19 protein-coding genes, 2 tRNA genes and 1 pseudogene are annotated in these 17,398 nt (G+C 68.8%); 5 read left to right on the top strand and 17 right to left on the bottom strand.

Annotated elements, in window-relative coordinates; all coding sequences use genetic code 11:
• Positions 1–656 precede the first annotated feature (656 nt).
• On the top strand, positions 657–884 hold the full coding sequence (locus tag ABT008_RS29700; RefSeq protein WP_350700503.1) for a hypothetical protein: 228 nt from the start codon (positions 657–659) through the stop codon (positions 882–884).
• A 6-nt stretch (positions 885–890) separates the two neighbouring features.
• Here the strand turns inward: ABT008_RS29700 and ABT008_RS29695 are convergent, their stop codons facing one another.
• The 6 genes from ABT008_RS29695 to ABT008_RS29670 form a co-directional block, all read right to left on the bottom strand.
• Positions 891–1,688: a carbon-nitrogen hydrolase family protein gene (locus ABT008_RS29695; RefSeq protein WP_350700501.1), complete on the bottom strand. Its 798-nt coding sequence runs from the start codon at positions 1,686–1,688 to the stop codon at positions 891–893.
• A 61-nt stretch (positions 1,689–1,749) separates the two neighbouring features.
• Positions 1,750–3,045, bottom strand: a complete 1,296-nt coding sequence (clpX, locus tag ABT008_RS29690) for an ATP-dependent Clp protease ATP-binding subunit ClpX (RefSeq protein ID WP_350700499.1) — start codon at positions 3,043–3,045, stop codon at positions 1,750–1,752.
• Positions 3,046–3,250: 205 nt separating this feature from the next.
• Positions 3,251–3,913: an ATP-dependent Clp protease proteolytic subunit gene (locus ABT008_RS29685; RefSeq protein WP_350700497.1), complete on the bottom strand. Its 663-nt coding sequence runs from the start codon at positions 3,911–3,913 to the stop codon at positions 3,251–3,253.
• Between the two features lie 14 nt (positions 3,914–3,927).
• Positions 3,928–4,569, bottom strand: coding sequence for a ClpP family protease (locus ABT008_RS29680; protein ID WP_131052514.1), 642 nt, complete (start codon positions 4,567–4,569; stop codon positions 3,928–3,930).
• A 172-nt stretch (positions 4,570–4,741) separates the two neighbouring features.
• A complete protein-coding gene (gene tig, locus ABT008_RS29675; protein WP_350700495.1) occupies positions 4,742–6,088 on the bottom strand; it encodes a trigger factor in 1,347 nt (448 codons plus the stop codon).
• Positions 6,089–6,249: 161 nt separating this feature from the next.
• Positions 6,250–6,323 (bottom strand) — tRNA-Pro (locus tag ABT008_RS29670).
• 220 nt (positions 6,324–6,543) lie between these two features.
• Here ABT008_RS29670 and ABT008_RS29665 point away from each other — a divergent pair.
• Positions 6,544–6,617, top strand: a tRNA-Gly gene (locus tag ABT008_RS29665).
• A gap of 53 nt (positions 6,618–6,670) precedes the next feature.
• On the opposite strand, the gene ABT008_RS29660 is transcribed toward ABT008_RS29665, so the two are convergent.
• The 11 genes and pseudogenes from ABT008_RS29660 to ABT008_RS29615 all read right to left on the bottom strand — a co-directional run bounded on the left by ABT008_RS29660 (position 6,671) and on the right by ABT008_RS29615 (position 14,433).
• Positions 6,671–7,594 carry a tyrosine-type recombinase/integrase gene (locus tag ABT008_RS29660; protein ID WP_502890523.1) on the bottom strand — a complete coding sequence of 308 codons (924 nt, stop codon included), beginning with the start codon at positions 7,592–7,594 and terminating at the stop codon, positions 6,671–6,673.
• Positions 7,583–7,942, bottom strand: a pseudogene (locus ABT008_RS30550) (tyrosine-type recombinase/integrase); the annotation flags it as partial. The pseudogene ABT008_RS30550 and the gene ABT008_RS29660, both read right to left, overlap by 12 nt.
• Positions 7,942–8,160 carry a helix-turn-helix domain-containing protein gene (locus ABT008_RS29655; RefSeq protein WP_350700492.1) on the bottom strand — a complete coding sequence of 73 codons (219 nt, stop codon included), beginning with the start codon at positions 8,158–8,160 and terminating at the stop codon, positions 7,942–7,944. The gene ABT008_RS29655 and the pseudogene ABT008_RS30550, both read right to left, overlap by 1 nt.
• Before the next feature lie 20 nt (positions 8,161–8,180).
• Positions 8,181–9,983, bottom strand: a complete 1,803-nt coding sequence (locus tag ABT008_RS29650) for a replication initiator (RefSeq protein WP_350700491.1) — start codon at positions 9,981–9,983, stop codon at positions 8,181–8,183.
• Positions 9,980–10,660 carry a DUF2637 domain-containing protein gene (locus ABT008_RS29645; protein WP_350700489.1) on the bottom strand — a complete coding sequence of 227 codons (681 nt, stop codon included), beginning with the start codon at positions 10,658–10,660 and terminating at the stop codon, positions 9,980–9,982. The genes ABT008_RS29650 and ABT008_RS29645 overlap by 4 nt, the downstream gene beginning before the upstream one ends.
• On the bottom strand, positions 10,657–12,048 hold the full coding sequence (locus ABT008_RS29640) for an FtsK/SpoIIIE domain-containing protein (protein ID WP_350700487.1): 1,392 nt from the start codon (positions 12,046–12,048) through the stop codon (positions 10,657–10,659). The genes ABT008_RS29645 and ABT008_RS29640 overlap by 4 nt, the downstream gene beginning before the upstream one ends.
• 38 nt (positions 12,049–12,086) lie before the next feature.
• On the bottom strand, positions 12,087–12,401 hold the full coding sequence (locus tag ABT008_RS29635) for a hypothetical protein (protein ID WP_350700485.1): 315 nt from the start codon (positions 12,399–12,401) through the stop codon (positions 12,087–12,089).
• 81 nt (positions 12,402–12,482) lie between these two features.
• A complete protein-coding gene (locus tag ABT008_RS29630) occupies positions 12,483–12,911 on the bottom strand; it encodes a hypothetical protein (RefSeq protein WP_350700484.1) in 429 nt (142 codons plus the stop codon).
• A gap of 115 nt (positions 12,912–13,026) precedes the next feature.
• The gene (locus ABT008_RS29625) at positions 13,027–13,758 is read right to left on the bottom strand and encodes a GntR family transcriptional regulator (protein WP_350700482.1); all 732 of its coding nucleotides are present in this window, start codon (positions 13,756–13,758) and stop codon (positions 13,027–13,029) included.
• Between the two features lie 37 nt (positions 13,759–13,795).
• Positions 13,796–14,098 (bottom strand): DivIVA domain-containing protein, encoded by a 303-nt coding sequence (locus ABT008_RS29620; RefSeq protein WP_350700510.1) that lies wholly within the window; start codon positions 14,096–14,098, stop codon positions 13,796–13,798.
• 2 nt (positions 14,099–14,100) lie between these two features.
• A complete protein-coding gene (locus ABT008_RS29615) occupies positions 14,101–14,433 on the bottom strand; it encodes a hypothetical protein (protein ID WP_350700480.1) in 333 nt (110 codons plus the stop codon).
• Positions 14,434–15,066: 633 nt separating this feature from the next.
• Here ABT008_RS29615 and ABT008_RS29610 point away from each other — a divergent pair.
• From ABT008_RS29610 to ABT008_RS29600, 3 genes are all read left to right on the top strand, one after another.
• Complete coding sequence (locus tag ABT008_RS29610) at positions 15,067–16,347, top strand: NsdA family TPR-like regulatory protein (protein ID WP_350700479.1); 1,281 nt, start codon at positions 15,067–15,069, stop codon at positions 16,345–16,347.
• Positions 16,348–16,361: 14 nt separating this feature from the next.
• Positions 16,362–16,907: a GNAT family N-acetyltransferase gene (locus ABT008_RS29605; RefSeq protein ID WP_350700477.1), complete on the top strand. Its 546-nt coding sequence runs from the start codon at positions 16,362–16,364 to the stop codon at positions 16,905–16,907.
• A gap of 67 nt (positions 16,908–16,974) precedes the next feature.
• Complete coding sequence (locus ABT008_RS29600; protein WP_350700475.1) at positions 16,975–17,331, top strand: hypothetical protein; 357 nt, start codon at positions 16,975–16,977, stop codon at positions 17,329–17,331.
• The last annotated feature ends 67 nt before the right edge of the window (positions 17,332–17,398 follow it).

Raw genomic sequence — 17,398 nt, 5'->3', positions numbered from 1 at the left:
CCACCAACCCGAAAGTTGGCACGGGGCATCATAAAACAATTTGGCACTGGCTTATCAAGCACCCTGTTGAGTTCTCAAAGAACAACCACACACCAAACTGCGATCCTGCTTTTGCCTGACCGCGTCTGGGGCAACCGCTCCAAACTATCTGAGCCGCTCTCGTAGCGCAACCTGAAGATTCAGGCTTTTACTTCGTAGCTTGCTCGGGTCCGCGCTGACGCACGCCCATCGGGCGGTCGTTTCTGTCGCGGGAAGCGGCAAGACCGGCCGATCACCATTCCTGGCGACCCGCCCGGCTCCCTGCCGGCTTCGAAACTCTACCCGGTCGGCTTCGCGATCGCAACTCCGTCTCATGGAGCCTTTCGCACCACCCGGTCTCAGTCCCGGTTCGACGGTGTCGATCCGGTCCTGGCGCCCGTTCTCGGCCGGTTTGCCCCGGCCTCCCTCGTGCAGAGAGAAAGTTACGCGGACGCCCCGGAGAAGGCAAATTAGGATTCATCGATGGCCGCACTCGTGGCCCAGCCGGGTCGGGCGGAGGCGGCGGAGGCGAGTGCCAGCCCTCCCGGGTCTCCCCCGTCGGCGCCTCGACCACCTGCGGTGGAACCTGTCCTGTCGGCGACGACCGTGACCGGTCTCGACGTGCCAGAGTGTCTGGCATGGATGACGTGTCCCGGCCCGCCAGTCCGGTCCTCGCCGAGGACGCGCTGCTCGGGCTCCTCCTGCCGTTCTGGCAGCTGATCATCGGCGCGTTCGTGCTGTTCGCGGTGGTGGCCTCGATCGGGCGACTGGTTCGGCGCGGCCCATCGCGGATGAGCACCGCGCTGCTGGTGACCGCGGCCGCTATCGCCGGCTTCGCGCTGGTGGGCGTCCTGCTCCAGGGATAGCGACGGTCACATCCGTCGGTTGGCCAGACTCGGCAGCTCGGCGCGGATGCGCGCCAACCGGTCCAGGTCGAGATCGGCCACCGCGAAACCGGGGCCGTCAGGCACCTGGGACAGCACCGAACCCCAGGGGTCGACCACCATGCTGCGGCCGTAACAGGTGCGGGCTGGTTCGTGGTCGCCGGTCTGGCCGGCCGCCGCGACGAAGCACTGGTTCTCGATCGCGCGAGCGCGCAACAACACCTCCCAGTGGTCGCGACCGGTGTGCATCATGAACGCCGCCGGCACCACCAGCAGGTGTGCACCCCCTTCGGAGGCGAGCTGCCGGTACAGCTCGGGGAACCTCAGGTCGTAACAGATCGACAGGCCGACGCGTACGCCCTCGACGTCCACCACCACCGGTCGGTCACCGGGGGCCACGGTGGCCGACTCCCGGTACGAGACCCGACCGGGGATCTCCACGTCGTACAGGTGGATCTTGCGATAGCTGGCGGCGAGCGTGCCGGAGCGGTCGAAGACCAGCGTGGTGTTCCAGGTGTGGTCGGGATCCGGGCCGGACTCGTGGAAGGAGCCGGCGATCAACCAGACGCCGCGTCGGCGGGCGACGTCGGCGAAGAACCGACCGACCTCGCCGTCGACCGGCTCCGCTGCGGGCATCCCCACCGACGGGCCGAGATAGTCGACGTATTCGGGGAGGAGCACCAGGTCGGCGCCGGCATCGGCCGCGCGGTCGATCAGGGCCTCCGCGGCGACCAGGTTCGCCTTCCGGTCGTCCCGAGAGTTCAGCTGGCAGACAGCGACGCGCATGTCTGCCAGCGTACGACCGAACTGCCGTCGACGGCAGCGCGAGAACCTGGCACCGGCCGACTCAGGCCGACTTCTCCTCGCGCTCGCGCCGCGCCCGCCGGCCGGTGAACTCACGCGGCACGATGGTCGGGTTCACGTTCTCCAGCACCGCCTCACGGCTGATGAGCACCCGGGCGGCGTCGGGGTTGCTGGGCACCTCGTACATCACGGAGAGCAGCACCTCCTCCATGATCGCCCGCAGGCCACGGGCGCCGGTGCCACGCAACATCGCCTGGTCGGCGATCGCCTCCAGCGCCGGGTGCTCGAACTCCAGCTCGACGCCGTCCAGCTCGAAGAGGCGCTGGTATTGCCGGACCAGCGCGTTACGGGGCTCGGTGAGGATGCGGACCAGCGCGCTGCGGTCCAGGCTGCGCACGCTGGTGATCACCGGGAGCCGGCCGATGAACTCGGGGATCAGCCCGAACTTGAGCATGTCCTCCGGCATGACCTGGCTGAAGATGTCGTCGGTGGACCGCTCGGAGACGGCCCGGAGACGGGCACCGAAGCCGGTGCCGCCGTGACCGGTACGCGCCTCGATGATCTGGTCCAGCCCGGCGAAGGCACCACCGCAGATGAACAGCACGTTCGTGGTGTCGATCTGGATGAACTCCTGGTGCGGGTGCTTCCGGCCGCCCTGCGGGGGGACGTTGGCGACCGTGCCTTCGAGCATCTTGAGCAGCGCCTGCTGCACACCCTCGCCGGAGACGTCCCGGGTGATCGACGGGTTCTCCGACTTCCGGGCGATCTTGTCGACCTCGTCGATGTAGATGATCCCGGTCTCGGCGCGCTTGATGTCGTAGTCGGCGGCCTGGATCAGCTTGAGGAGGATGTTCTCCACGTCCTCGCCGACGTAGCCGGCCTCGGTGAGGGCGGTGGCGTCGGCGATGGCGAACGGGACGTTGAGCATCCGCGCCAGCGTCTGGGCCAGGTGCGTCTTGCCGCACCCGGTCGGGCCGAGCAGCAGGATGTTCGACTTGGCCAGCTCGACGCCGTCGTTACCGGAGCCCGGTGCGCCGGCTGCCTCGGCCTGGATGCGCTTGTAGTGGTTGTAGACCGCCACGGCGAGCGCCTTCTTGGCCTGCTCCTGCCCCACGACGTAGTTGTCGAGGAACTGGCAGATCTCCATCGGCTTGGGAAGCTCTTCCCACTTCACCTCGCCGGACTCGGCCAGCTCCTCTTCGATGATCTCGTTACAGAGATCGATGCACTCGTCGCAGATGTAGACCCCAGGGCCCGCGATGAGCTTCTTGACCTGCTTCTGCGATTTACCGCAGAAGGAGCACTTGAGTAGGTCGCCACCGTCACCGATCCGTGCCACCTACGTTCTCCCTGCACTCATCGGCCGGAGCCCCGGCCACGACCTGCGGATGCTTACGCTCCGCCCGTCTTCTTACCCCGCCGGTCACCCGGCCAAGTCGTACGGACCCGACGTTACCCGCTGTCGGAGCTTTCTCCGACCCCCAAAACGGGTGTGTCAGAGGCCGGCGGGCGACAGACCCCGCCGACCTCTGACGTGGTACCGGTCAGCCGGCCGAGTTGGCGGCCAGCAGTCCCTTCTTGCGGCTGGTGAGGATCGTGTCGACCAGCCCGTACTCGCGGGACTCCTCGGCCGTCATGATCTTGTCACGGTCGATGTCCTTGCGCACCAGGTCGACCGCGCGGTTGCAGTGCCGGGAGAGCATCTCCTCCAGCTGGGTCCGCATCCGCAGGATCTCCCGGGCCTGGATCTCGATGTCCGAGCCCTGCCCGTAGCCGCCCTCGGTGGCCGGCTGGTGGATGATGATCCGCGAGTTCGGCAGCGCCATCCGCTTGCCCGGGGTGCCCGCCGCCAGCAGCACGGCGGCGGCGGACGCGGCCTGACCCAGGCACACGGTCTGGATGTCCGGCCGGACGTACTGCATGGTGTCGTAGATCGCCGTCATGGCGGTGAACGAACCACCGGGCGAGTTGATGTACATGATGATGTCCCGGTCGGGGTCGGTCCCCTCCAGGGTGAGCAGCTGGGCCATCACGTCGTTGGCCGACGCGTCGTCCACCTGGACGCCGAGGAAGATGATCCGGTCCTCGAAGAGCTTGTTGTACGGGTTGGACTCCTTGACCCCGTACGACGTGCGCTCCACGAACGACGGCAGGACGTAGCGGTTGTGCACGGCCGCGAACTGTGGCGGCAGGCTCAGGTCGGTCATCGTCTGCTCCTCGATCAGCTCAGGGTCCCGGCGCCCTCGGGAACCTGGGCGGCCCCGGTGATCACCTTGTCGATGAAGCCGTAGTCCACGGCCTCCTGGGCGGTGAACCAACGGTCGCGGTCCGAGTCCGCCTCGATCTGCGCCGGGGACTGGCCGGTGTGGGAGGCGACCCGCTCCTGGAACATCCGCTTGGTGTAGAGCATCTGCTCGGCCTGGATCGCGATGTCGGCCGCGGTGCCACCCATGCCGCCGGAGGGCTGGTGCATCATGATCCGGGCGTGCGGGAGGGCGTAGCGCTTGCCCTTGGTGCCCGCGCAGAGCAGCAGCTGGCCCATGGACGCCGCCATGCCCATCGCCACGGTCGACACGTCGTTGTCGATGAACTGCATGGTGTCGTAGATGGCCATACCCGAGTAGACCGAGCCACCGGGCGAGTTGATCCAGAGGTTGATGTCGCGGTCCGGGTCCTCCGCGGCGAGCAGCAGCAGCTGCGCGCAGATGCGGTTGGCGACCTGGTCGGTCACCTCGCTGCCCAGGAAGACGATCCGCTCCTTGAGCAACCGGTTGTAGACCGAGTCGTCGAGGTTGCCAATGGTGTCACCGCCACGGGCGTCGATCGCCCGGAGCGGCTTCGCTGGGATGTGCATGTCGGTCATGGCAGCCCTTCGCTCTCCGTACCGTCGTGTCCGACACTAACCGCTGCACCGGGCGGCAGAGTCCCGGTCCGGGCACTGTTCGCTCTCAGCGCAGGACCCCCGCAAGGCGTACCCGGTAAAGGAATCGGGCCACCACCCACCGCTACCGGCGGACGGTGGCCCACCCCCGCGATCAGTGCTCGTGCGCGTGCTCCTGCTCGCTCGCCTCACGGAGAGCGTCGAGGCTCACCTCGTTGCCGGCCGAGTCCTTGATCTTGACGCGCTCCATGACCGAGGCGAGCGCCTTGCCCCGCCGCACGTCGCCGTAGACCGCACCGGCGGTGCCGGAGCGGACCAGCTGGTCGTAGTACTGCTGGGGGGCCATGCCGGCGCGCTGGGCGCGGTGCACGATCTCGTGACCGAACTCGTCGTCGGAGACCTGGGTGTCCTCGGCGTCGGCGAGGGTGTCGAGCAGCAGCTGGACCTTGACGCCCTGGGTGGCGGCCTCGGTCAGCTCGGTGTCGATCTGCTCCTCGGTCTTCTCCTCGGCGGAGAGGTAGTCCTCCAGCGACGCGCCGATGCGCTCAAGCTGGTCGACCATCGCCTGCTTGCGGCTCTCCACCTCGTCGCGGATGACACCCTCCGGTGCCGGCACGTCGGCGACCTCGACGAGCTGCTCCAGGGCCTTGTCCCGGGCGGCGTAGATCTGCTCGACCCGCTTGCCCCGGGTGACCCGCTCACGCAGGTCGTCACGCAGCTCACCGATGGTGTCGAACTCGCTGGCGAGCTGGGCGAAGTCGTCGTCCAGCTCGGGCAGCTCCTTCTCCTTGACCGTCCGCACGGTCACCGCCACGTCGGCGTCCCGACCGGCGAAGTCACCACCGACGAGCTGGGTGGTGAAGGTGGTGTCCTCGCCGGCGGAGAGGCCGACCACGGCCTCGTCCAGGCCCGGCAGGAGCTGCTTGCTGCCCACCTCGTGGGAGATGTTGCTGGCCGAGCCGCCCGGCACCTCCTCGCCGTCGACGGTCGCCCGCAGGTCGATCTGCACGTAGTCGCCCTCGGCGGCCGGCCGCTCCACGGTCTTGAGGGTGGCGAAGCGCTCGCGCAGGCTCTTCACCTGCTCATCGATCTCGCTGTCGTCGATCTTGAGCTCGTCGACGGTGACCTCGATGCTGGCCAGGTCGGGCAGGGTGATCTCCGGCCGGACGTCGACCTCGGCGGTGAAGTTGAGCGAGTCACCGTCGTTGAACTCGGTGATCTCCACCTCGGGACGACCCAGGGTCTTCAGGTCGTGCTCGCGAACCGCGCTCAGGATGTTCTGCGGGATCGCCTCCTGCACCGCCTCGTTGAGCACGGTGCCCCGGCCCACCCGCTGGTCGATGATCGCGGACGGGACCTTGCCCCGGCGGAAGCCGGGAATCTGGATCTGCTGACCGATCTCCCGGTACGCCTTCTTGAGGCTCGGCTCGAGCTCGACGAACGGCACCTCGATGGCGAGCCGCACGCGCGTCGGGCTCAGAGTCTCGACGGTGCTCTTCACAGGCGTACTCCTTGACGGATCTCGGTTGTCTCTGGGGCGCTCTTACAGCCCATAGAGTGTAGGCGAGCCGGCACGGCGGGCCGGCAGCGCCCGGGAACCGCACGAACGGCAGGACCCGGAACGGTGACCGGCGCCCGGGACGACCCGGCCGCGAGCGGCAGTCGGGGTGGCGGGATTTGAACCCACGGCCCCTCGCTCCCAAAGCGAGTGCGCTACCAAGCTGCGCCACACCCCGTGGCGACGTGCAGTCTATGCCGTCGGTCCGACAAAGGGATGCCGGGGCGTCACCCAACGCGCCGAACGGGGTAAACAGGAAATAAAGGCCGGGATCGCCCATCGCCGGCCATCCGCACCGCCGCGCCTGACGGCCGCGCGGACGCCGCGCCGGATACGGCCGCGCGGGGCAGACGCGCATTGGGTACGCTGTCGGCGCGCCCTGATCCGTCGGGGCGTACGCGGGCGTAGCTCAATGGCAGAGCTTCAGTCTTCCAAACTGACGGTGCGAGTTCGATTCTCGTCGCCCGCTCCAGCACCACCGGCCCAGGTCAGCGGCGTGATCGCCCAACCTGGGCCGTTCTCGTTCTAGCCTTCTTTGATCTTGCGTGCCATTGGCGTGCCAGTAGCACCGCCCGTGCCGCCCGAGGTCGCTTCGCGTGCCTTCCGCGTGGCCTTCCTGCCCTTGGCCGGCTTCTGCTTGTCCTTGGGCTTGGGCTTGGGCTTGGGCTTGCCCGCTGCGCGCTTGGCCTGCTTGGTGATGCGACGGTCCATGGCGTCGGCGATCTCCCGGTCACGCTCGCTGTTGGCGTGCTGGTAGATCAGCGCCGCGCGCATGCTGGCATGACCCATCCGATGCATCAGGTCCCGCGTGCTGGCCCCGGTCGCCGCCGCCAGGTTGTTGCCCGTGTGCCGCAGGTCGTGGAAGTGGAATCCCTCTGGCATGCCAGCCGCCCGCAGCGCCGCCGCCCAGCCGGCTGCCCGCCGGAAGTTGCCGGAACGCAGCACCGCCCCCTTGTCCCCGGTGAAGACCAGCGCTTCCGGCCCCTCCCCCACGAACTCATCCAGGTGATCGGCCAGCACGAGCCGTGCCGCCGCCGGCAGCGTCACCACCCGATTGCCCGCCTCCGACTTCGGCGGCCCGAACTCCATCCGGTTACGCAACGCCGCCAGCTTGCGCGGCACCCGCACCGTGCCCGCCGTCAGGTCCACGTCCCCGCGCCGCAGCGCCGCCAGCTCACCCCAGCGCAGACCGGAGTACGCGGCGACGATCACCAACGCGGAGAACCGGGCCGGCATCCGTTCGGCGAGCGCGAGCACCTGGACCACGGTCGCCACCGGCCGTTCCGGCGTGTGATAGCGGTCATAGCCCGGGATGCGGCACGGGTTCTGCCGGATCAGCTCGTCCTCTTTGACGGCGGTGTTGAGGATCGCCCGCAGCAGCGAGTACGCCTTGACCGCCTGCGGCTCGCTGGTGCCGCCGTCGAGCAGCGTGCGCCGCCAGGTGCGGATGGTCTGCGGCTTGATCGCACCCAGAGCGAGCCCGCCGAGGTGCGGACAGATGTGCAGCCGGAACAGGTCTTCGTAGTTCTCGCGGCTACGCGGCTGGAGCTTCCGTTCGGCGATCCACTTCCGGCCGTACGGCTCAAGCTTGATCTCGCCCGCCTCCGGAGCCGACCACTCCCCCTTGATGATCTCCGACTCCACGACGGTCAACCACTTGCCCGCCTGCCGCTCCGTCTCGAAGGTGTGCGGCGCCTTCCGCTCCAACCCGTCCGGCCCGACATACCGCGCCTGGAACCGCCCGGACGGCAGCCGCCGCACGTTGCCGAAACGCCGCCGGCCCTTGCTGCCCGTCATCAGGCCACCTCCCCCAGGTAGTCACGCAACTGCGCCCGGGAGATCGGCACCACCCGGTGTGTCTCGATGTACGCGGCCACGGCGGACGCCTCGAAACGCACCAGCCGCCCGACCTTCACGAACGCGATCCGCCGCTCAGCCACCAGCCGGCGCACGAATCGCGGCGTTGCCTTCAAGCGAGCGGCGACCTCATCGGCGGTCAACAGCTCGTCATCCATGCGGTTGTCCCTCCCCTGGTTCAGGCCGCGAGCGCGGCAGGTCGATCGGTTGCCGAAACGGCTCCGGCTGTTCGTTGCCGGGCGATGTCGAGGTCCGCCCGCCATCGGATGCGAGCCGAGATGGCGCGCAGGAGGCGGTGCTCCAGGGGCGGCACGTCCGGGTCTTCGGGCCGGGCGAGTTCGAACCGGTAGCGGTTCGGCCCGTCTGCCTCGTCGGCCGCCTGGTCGTGTTCTTCGGTGTCGGCCGTGCCGCCGGCCAGGATGGCCCGGACCCAGGCCCGGTTGTCGGCGCGGTGGTCGGCGAGGGTCTTGCCGGACCACTGTCGGGAGACGAGGACGCGGCGGCCGGTGAAGCCGAGGGTGGAGCGTTGGTGGACCTTCCCGGTGCACCGCCCGGGGGTCAAGCCCGCCTTGACGCCGTCCGGTTGAACTCCGTACAGCAGCCAGTTGGCACACGTCGGCGAGCAGGGCAGCACGGACAGTTCCGCGTGCAGCCGGTCGAAGTGCGCCTTCTGCACGTCGGTGCGCGGCTTGGCCTGGTCGGTCAGATCCTTCGTGACGTACTTGGTCACGTACCGGATGGACCGCTCCGCATCCTTCGTGCCCTGCTCGATACCCCGGGCGTCGATACGGCCGAGGCGGGCCACGTAGGCGGGCCGAGCGTCGGGTTCCTCCAGGGCGTCAAGCGCCTCACCCCAGGTGGGCAGCGGCTCGCGGGTCTTCGGGTCGACGTATGCCTGTTGGTCGACGTCCCAGAACGGCGGCTTGTCCACGCGGTAGATGGGTTCGTTGAAGGGTGGCCACCACACCTGGTGGTAGGTGGCGGCGGCGATCTGCTTGAGCAGGCGACGCGGGAGGGTGCCTCGGATGGCGAAGTGTGCGTGTGGGGCGAGTCGGCGTTGCAGCTCGACGGCTCCGGCGTATTGGACGTTCCAGCCGGCGGCCCGGCGGACGTTCTGCCACCACCGGTCGAGGACCCGGGCGAAGTGGATCGCGTCGAGGGCGGCCCGGCGGTAGTCGTAGGTGGTCGGGTCGACGGGCGTGCCGAGGACGTCATCATGCGGTCCGTGTCGTTGGCCGCACTCGCATGGGGCGATGTAGGGGCCGCGTCGGAGGTGGGTGTGCACCGGCCCGTGGGAGCCGAGGGTGAGCGTAATTAGCATGGAGGGCCGGTGGGTCTTGCCGGTTCTGCCGGAGTAGGCCCGGCCGACCGTGCGCGGGTCGACGGGCAGCCGGGGCAGGTCCGGTGAGTCCTGCCGCCGCCGGGTTGACCGCTTCCGCCGAGGTCGTTCGTCGCGATCTTTCGGGGTGAGGTGCCCGCGCAGGCTCGTCTCACCAAGCGCCTCATCCAGTTCCGCGATAGCGGCGTCAATCTCGGCCAGGTGCGCGACCCGTTCGTCTGGGGTCATCGGCTGGTACTGCACCGCTTCCCGCTCGAACTCCAGATGCGCCCGCACCCGCACCAGCGCGAGGACGTCTTCCCCTGGCTCGTCGGGGCGTACGGCGGGTTCGTCGGCGAGGTGCCAGCCTTCCCTAATCTGCTGGATACGCAGCCGCCTACCCCGCTCCGCACACGGCGTGCACTTGACGGCGAGGGTGGCGCCGCAGGGCACCTCCACGACCTCGGTCACGCCGGTGGCGATGTCGGTTCGGCGCAGGGCGAGGGGGCGGACGCAGACGCCGTTCTGTTCGGCGAGCTGCTTGAGCGCTTCCTTCGCGAGCGGCTTGCGCAGTCGGTCTGCCCGCGACCCCGGCCGAGGCCGCTCAACGGCCTCCGCGTTGGTGGCCGGGGTTGTGGTGGGGATGAGTTCGAGTTGGCTCACCGGTCGCCCTCCGACACGGCGGGGGTGCCGTTGCGTGGGGTGAATGCTGCGGCAGGGACGGGCACCAGCCCGGGACGCCGGTCGATCGACGGCACCGGCCGCAGGACCGCCGGGCGAGACTGCTCGCCATCGACATCTCGGACGACGGTCGCCGCCTGGTCGTCGTTGACCCGGACCCGTAGCGCGTCGTTCCCGGCCGTCCGGTCGTCGTAGGAGGGCACCGGCATCGAGTCGCTTCCGGTCGGCACGTCAGCGCGTCGGTCGTCGCTCGGCTTGGCGACAGGTGCCGGGACGGGTGCGGTGGAGAAGACGAGTTTGGACAGGCCGAGGAACGCCAGCGCCGGGACGGCGGACAGCAGCCAGCCGGACAGGCCAGGCTTGGCCACCGCGAGTTGCGCGGCCAGCGACAGCGAGACGGCGCAGACGAGCAGAAACATCGGGTACCCGATCGGCCCGCCGGTGCGGCGACGTTGCCGGATGGTCAGCAGCGCCGCCAGGGGCAGCAGTTCGGAGATGGCGGCGTTGGCCCAGCCGAACCAGTCCCCCGTACCGGCGGGAGAGTTCGCCATCGTCCAGTCATGCACATGGGTGAACGACGCTGCTCCGGCGAGTCCGCCGACGACGAGGACGATGAGGACCAGGACCACGCCCTCCACCCGTTGCGAGTCGGTCTTCACGCCGCCGCCTTCCGCTCGTCGGTGCTGTCGGGGGTGTGGTCGAGGTGGCGGTAGGTGCAGCCGAGGGAGCGGATGTCGTCGTCGGTGAGGTAGGCGAACCGCACCCGAACGGGTTCACGCACACCGTCGAGGACCACGAACCCCACACCCGGCTGTGTTTCGGGGATGCGGTCGCAGAGGGCGCCTCGGTCGCGGGCGGCGTCGCCGAGGACCATGTCCACCTGCTCCGGCTCGGTCAGCCGCAGGCCGATGCGGGTCGGGAACAGGTCCCGGAACGGCAGCACGTCCTTGCGCGGGTCCTGCAACGCCGCGACGACGTGCACCCCGACCGCCCGGCCCTGACTGAGGAGCAGACCGAGGGATTCCTTGATCCGGTCCCGGACCTTCCGATCCGTGATGTACGCGGTCAACGCCGCCAGCTCATCGATGACCAGAACCAGCAACGGTTCCTCCACCGTCGGCACATGCTGGCGAGTGACACCGCGCAGCCGGGAGGCGCGTAGCCGCATGCGTTTCACGGCTTCGTCGAGGACGCCGGCCATGCCGTCGGGGTCGTCGTAGGCGAACCGGGCGAACAGCGGCACCCCCGCCGCCAGTTCCATGCCGCCTTTCGGGTCGAACGCCCACACCTCCACCAGGCCCGACCGGACACCGCCGGCCAGGGAGCGGATGAGCGACCACAACACCGAGCCCTTGCCCGCACCAGTCGCCCCCGCGATCAGCACATGCGACCCGGCCAGCCGCAGCCGATACGGCTCACCGTCCTCCCGCACACCGAGCGGCAGCCCGCCCAAGTCCGGCGTGTCCGCCACCGGCAGCGGCGCCACGACACCGGCAAGCGGGTCGCGGCGCATGAACCGGACCACCACCCGGTCGGGACGGCCGGTGGAACGGGCTTGCCCGGTGTGCTGCCGAAAGGCATAGGCGAGACGCTCCGCCGCCTGACCCCAGTCGTCAGGGATCTGGCCGGGAAGCATGCGCACGGTCAGTTCGTCGCCCCACCGGTCACAGCGCACCTTGAGTAGCCGGGGCACGTAGCGGTCACCGCCGAACACGGTCGCCAGGCCGCAGGTAGCCATGACCGACGCCCACCGGGGCCGATACACCACGAGCGCACGGATCCGAGCAACGAGCGGGTACCAGCCGAACCGCAGCCACGACACGGGATGCCACCGCCACCACCCCAAGCAGCCGGCCGCCACGGTGGTGACGACGCCCGCCAGAACCAGACCACCGAACTCCGCCCGCACCCACAGCGCGAGCGCGGCCGGAGTGGTGAGCCACCAGTAACGAACAGCCAGGACGGTCAGGCGGAACAGGCCCCGGGCCAGCCACCAGAACACCAGCAGCCAGCCCGGCACCCGCCACGCCGGAAGACGCACATTCATCGGCGCAACGGGGATCTTGTCCCCTGGAATGATGTTGATCAGAGGCATACGCCACCCCCGCGACGGCCCCGGCCACGGCCGAGGGTGGTGATGCAGGGACGGCAGGACATGCGCCGCAGGTCGAACCGGCGCGGCTTTACCCACCGGCGGCAACGCGGGCAACGAATCGCGTAGACCACGCCGGAAGCCGGCGGCAGCCGCAGCACCGACCGGACGACGGCTTCCACCTCCCGCAGCGCATGCCGCAGGTCGGCCACGCGAGTACGGACCATCAGGAGTAGGGCCCCGACCAGCAGGGGCACGGCCGCGATCAGGGCAGGGTGAACTACGGTGGGCATCACGCCCTCCTTCATCTGACGAGGGATGGGAGAGCGCGGGACGGGCCGGGACTCTTGGCGGGGAAACGACCCGCCCCGCGCGCAAAACAGGAATGGTCAGGCCGCCGCCGAACTCGGCGCCGACGACGCCGGCCGCAACGCCGTCGCCCGCAGCGAATACGCCATCCGCGACCGACAGTCACCCGAGGCGCGGCCCGGCTTGCACCGCTGCGAATCCACATACGGCGTCAACGTCAGGCCCTCGAACTCCACCGCCGGCGGATAACCCGGCACGGTGGACGGTGGCGGTACCGGCTGCTGCGCGGCCACCACCTTCACCTTCACCTCAGTCGAGCGGCCGAACTTCCCGGCTTCCGGGTCCAGGTCCATCACCCGCACCACCCACACCCGCTCCCCGGACTCCTTGTCCCGCGCCTGGTTATCCGCCTCACCACGACGCTCAAAGTCGATCTGCGGCGACACACCCAGGCACAGCGCCCCAGCGGGGAAGACGTACTCGGACGGGACCGGCACCTTCAACGTCATCGGAACCAACGCACGACCTCCAGAGCCATGAAGCCAACTCAACCAGTTGACTTGTTAAGTTGCGTCAAAAGTAGGTGCGGTCAACTCGACTTGTCAAGTGATGTATCGAGCGGTGTCAGTCGAGCGGATAGACGTCTTCGAGATCGTGCCGACGGGCCGGCAGCAGCAGATCCACGGCCAACAGCGGCTTGCCGGAGCGGTCGCAGACGGACAGCAGCACCGTCAGGACCGGATCGCTTTCGCTGACCTGCAAGAGCTTGGCTTCCTCGGCGTCAGGGAGGCGCGCTGAGATCCGTTCGCTGACGTGGTCGAAGCGCACCCGTTTACGCGACGCGACATGCCGGAGCAGCCCTTCCGGGAGCACGTCGCTGCCGCCGACGCCTGTGCCGTCGGCCAGGTCGGCAGGAAGGAAGGCGGTGCCGAGTTCCACCGGCCCGAGCCCGTCAACGGTGATCACCCGGCGTCGCGCGACGACTGGCGTTCCGGGCTCGATCCCGAGCGCTACCGCCGCCCTGGAGGGGGCGGGCACCTCGCCGGCAGCGAGCAAAGTGGAGCCGGCTCGTTCGTCGTCCTCCAGGACTGCGAAGCGGCGTTCGCGCTGCCGCTGGTCGGCCCCGCCGGGCCGGCCGAGGGAGAAGCGCCCCTTGCCTTGTCGACTTTCGATCCAGCCGTCCTGACGCAGCAGGTCCAGCGCCCTGACGACGACCGGCCTCGACGCGCGGAACTCCCGCACCAGATCGGTCTCACTGGGCAGCATCGAGCCGGGCGGGTACGTGCCGTCCTCAATGCGTTGCTGCATCGCGTTGACGATCACGACGTACTTCGGCGGCGCAACTTCGATCGGCACCGGCTCACCCCAGACGACAACTCAGCTTGTCAACAGGCTATCTGCGCTGCTCAGATTCTGTCCAACGTCCGGCGTTGGTCATCGAACCCGGCTTCGGCGCGAAGCCGCTCTGCCAGTCCCGCAGCGCACTCTTCAAGCGTGCGTTCTCCGCACGTAGGCCCGCTTCCACGCCATCGCGGGCGGTCAGCTCGTCGACGACGGCCCGCAGGAAGCCGTACACCTGCTCCTCTGCCAGGCCCCGGCGTCCGAACCTGGTACGACGGAACCGAATCTGCTTCACCTGTTCCGGACAGAGCCGGGCCAAACGCGAAGCAGCCCGGAAGACGCCAACCGAATGCATGGTCACCGCAACCTCCTTGGAGTTGAGACCGCCGTAGGTGCCTTTCGACTCGCCCCGCTCCGGCCGGCACGGCCTGGCCGGGTGGGTGGTGTGCGTCGGTTGACGGGAGCGGCATCCGGGGAGATCAGCTTCAAACCGGCGCGCTGCACGAAGATCTCTCGCCGGTCCATGGCGTTGCCGGCCCGGTCAAGCGCGTAGCCGAGCAGCCACACCCAGCCGTCGTACGTCGTCCAGTCATGGACCTTGATAACCCGGAAGATCAGCGACCGGCTGCCGCCGAACTGCACCGACGCATCAACACCGACGTGCAGCACGTCGCCCGGCTTTGGGTCCATCAACGCCCGCCCTCACGCACACTGTGGATGGGCACCGAAGCAGGCGGGCTCTGGCCACGACCGACACCGCCGCCTGCCTGCACCTGCTCCGGTGCCCTGCTCAGGACGCAGCCGCTACGACAATCGCCGCCGATCGCGTCTGCCTACCAGTACCTGCGCAGTCCGGGCAGCCCCGTCGTTGAAGCCGGCTCGGATCACTCGGCGCACGAAGAGACCGCCGAGGACTGGCCATCTTCCAGCCCCGCCCCTCACAGCCCGAACAGGCCACGAGCAACGACGAGGCATGGCACGGTCCCCGGCGCGAGCGGCCCCCGTCCACGCACCGGAGGACCCGAACGCCGCTCCCCGCCGCGACCGCAGCGGACTCGGTACCGGCACGAGCGACCCGGTGCCCTGTCGGCCCGTGCACCTGCGCGGCCTGTACATGCACAATTGCGGTGGGTGAGACGTCCATGGTGGAGATAGAACACCCGGTGACGGAGACCGATCGAGGACCGAATCAGCACCTCTGGTGGACATCGAGCGGACACCATGAGGACCTGCGTTGAGTTCAGGACCTCCGACAGGCGAGCGTGGAGATAGCCCATCAGGAAGGCATCGACGATGGCCCGAGACCGCCGCGTACCTCGCACCGTGCTGGAGCATCTGATCCAGCAGAGCGACCGCACGTATGAGGAGCTTGCCGACGAGTTCAGCCGCATGGACCCTCGCGCGGCGATCAGCGCTCGGCACCTCGGGCGTCTTGCACGCGGTGAACGGGATCTGGCCTCATCGACTCCCGCCACCCGGCGCGCGTTGCAGGCCATGTTCGGCAAGACCATCGATGAGTTGCAGCGTCCCTGGGCACCTCACCAGTTGACCCCTGCGCCGGGCCGACAGCTCATTGTCGAGCCTTTCGGCGCCGGCCCGGAAAGGAACCTCCTCACCATGGCCGCACAACGCGCACGCCAATACGCCATGCTCGCCGCCGAATCCACCTCACCGGCAGCCATCACCCAGCTCACCGAAGACGTGCAGCGCCTCGCCCTGGCCTACCCGCAACGCCCGGTCAGCCAGATCCTGCCGGACCTGGTCGAGACCCAGGACACCCTGTTCACCCTGCTCGAACGGCGCCAACAGCCGGCCCAGTCGCGGGACCTGCACTTCCTCGCCGGCATCACCAGCGGTCTACTCGCCAAGGTCTCCCACGACATGGCCGACCCGCACTCCGCGATGCTGCAAGCCCGTACCGCCGTCCTCTGCGCCGACCAGGCCGCCCACCCCGGCCTGCAAGCCTGGCTCCGTGGCCTTCAATCACTGGTCGCCTACTGGGCCGGCCGGTACGCCGAAGCCGTGCGCTACGCCGAAGCCGGACGCGAGTACGCCACCCAAGCCGGCGGCACCTCCGCCGTCTGGCTACCCGCCAGCGCCGCCCGCGCCTACGCCGCCCTCGGCAACGCCGAACACGCCAAAGCCGCCATCCACGAGGCCGAAGACGCCTGGTCCCGGGTACGCCCCGACGAGATGGACGAGATGGGCGGCATCTGCACCTTCAACCAGCCCCGCACCCTCTACTACGCCAGCGACGCTCTCGCCTGGCTCCCCGACGAAGCCGCCACCACCGAGCGCTACGCCCTGCAAGCCGTCCAGGCATACTCCGACCGCTACGACCCCGCATGGGCCTTCGGCGACCAGGCCGGCTCACACACCAACCTCGCCATCGCCCGCGTAGTCAGCGGCGAACTCGACGCCGCCGAAGACGCCCTCAATCCCGTGCTTGATCTCCCCGCCGACCAGCGCATCAACGGCATCGTGCACTCCGTCCGACGCGTCCACCAGGCCATCACCCGCGCCGGCCACGCCGACGATGCCCGCGACCTCATCGACGGCATCGAACACTTCACTCACACCCCCGCCAATGCCCTGCCTCGATAAGGCACCATCAGCGCATGTACCCGATCACCATCCCCGGCCGCGTCATCACCCTTCGCGAACTGCGACCCGATGACGCGGCCGACGCGTTGGCGATCATCGGCGACGACCGCGTCACCCACTGGCTCTCCTTCGATAGCCGCGACCACACTGCCGCCGTCGCGATGATCGAAGGCGCCGTGACCCGGGCGCAGCTCAACCCCCGCACCGAGTACTACTTAGCCGTTGCAAACACGGAAGACCGCATGATCGGCTTCGCGCGCCTCGGACTCACCGGCCACCAGGCCGCCAAACTCGGCTACGCCATCAACGCCGACCACTGGGGCCACGGCTACGCCACCGACGCCGCCCGCACCATCATCGACTACGGCTTCCAGGAGCTGCGGCTTCACCGCATCACCGCCGCCATCGGCCCCGACAACGCCGCCTCCATCACCGTCGTCAAACGACTCGGCATGCAGTACGAAGGCCGACTCCGCCATCACGTCTTCACCAACGGCGCCTGGCGCGACTCCCAGCTCTACTCAATCCTCGCTCCGGAGTGGAACGCCGCCCCTAGCTGACCGGCCGTCAGCACTGCTCCATCACGCGCGAACCGGCCCCGATCAAGCCGCCGGTACGATCGCCGCCATGCGCGACGCCGACACGCCGCCGCAGGAACCCGCCGACCGAACCCACATCCCGAGCCTCACACCACGCGAGCAAGCAGCTCGCATCCGAGCCGCCGCTGTCGAGGTGCTCGAACGCGTGGAAGAGTGGCGGAACTCGCCCGGCTGGCAGGACACCCCCATGAACGCCCATCGCCATCAGGCGACCGTGAGGGCAGTCGCCGCGCTTGACGCACTGCCCGAGCCCGCGACAACGGATGACCTCACAGGACTCCTCAATGCCATTCGCTCCCTACTCTTTGAGTGGCGACCGAGTCGACCAGGTCCCGAACAGCAAATTTTCGCTGCGGTCGAGCGGCTCCGGCGAGCCTGCCATTAAGCGGCGGCGTTCAAAACTTCGACACAAGGTCAAGGCGGCCCTTGACGGGCCGCACGCGCCGCTACCT

It is taken from the genome of Micromonospora sp. NPDC002389 (assembly GCF_040296095.1).
Classification (GTDB): Bacteria; Actinomycetota; Actinomycetes; order Mycobacteriales; family Micromonosporaceae; genus Micromonospora.
This window is presented reverse-complemented; position numbering and strand designations above follow the sequence as displayed.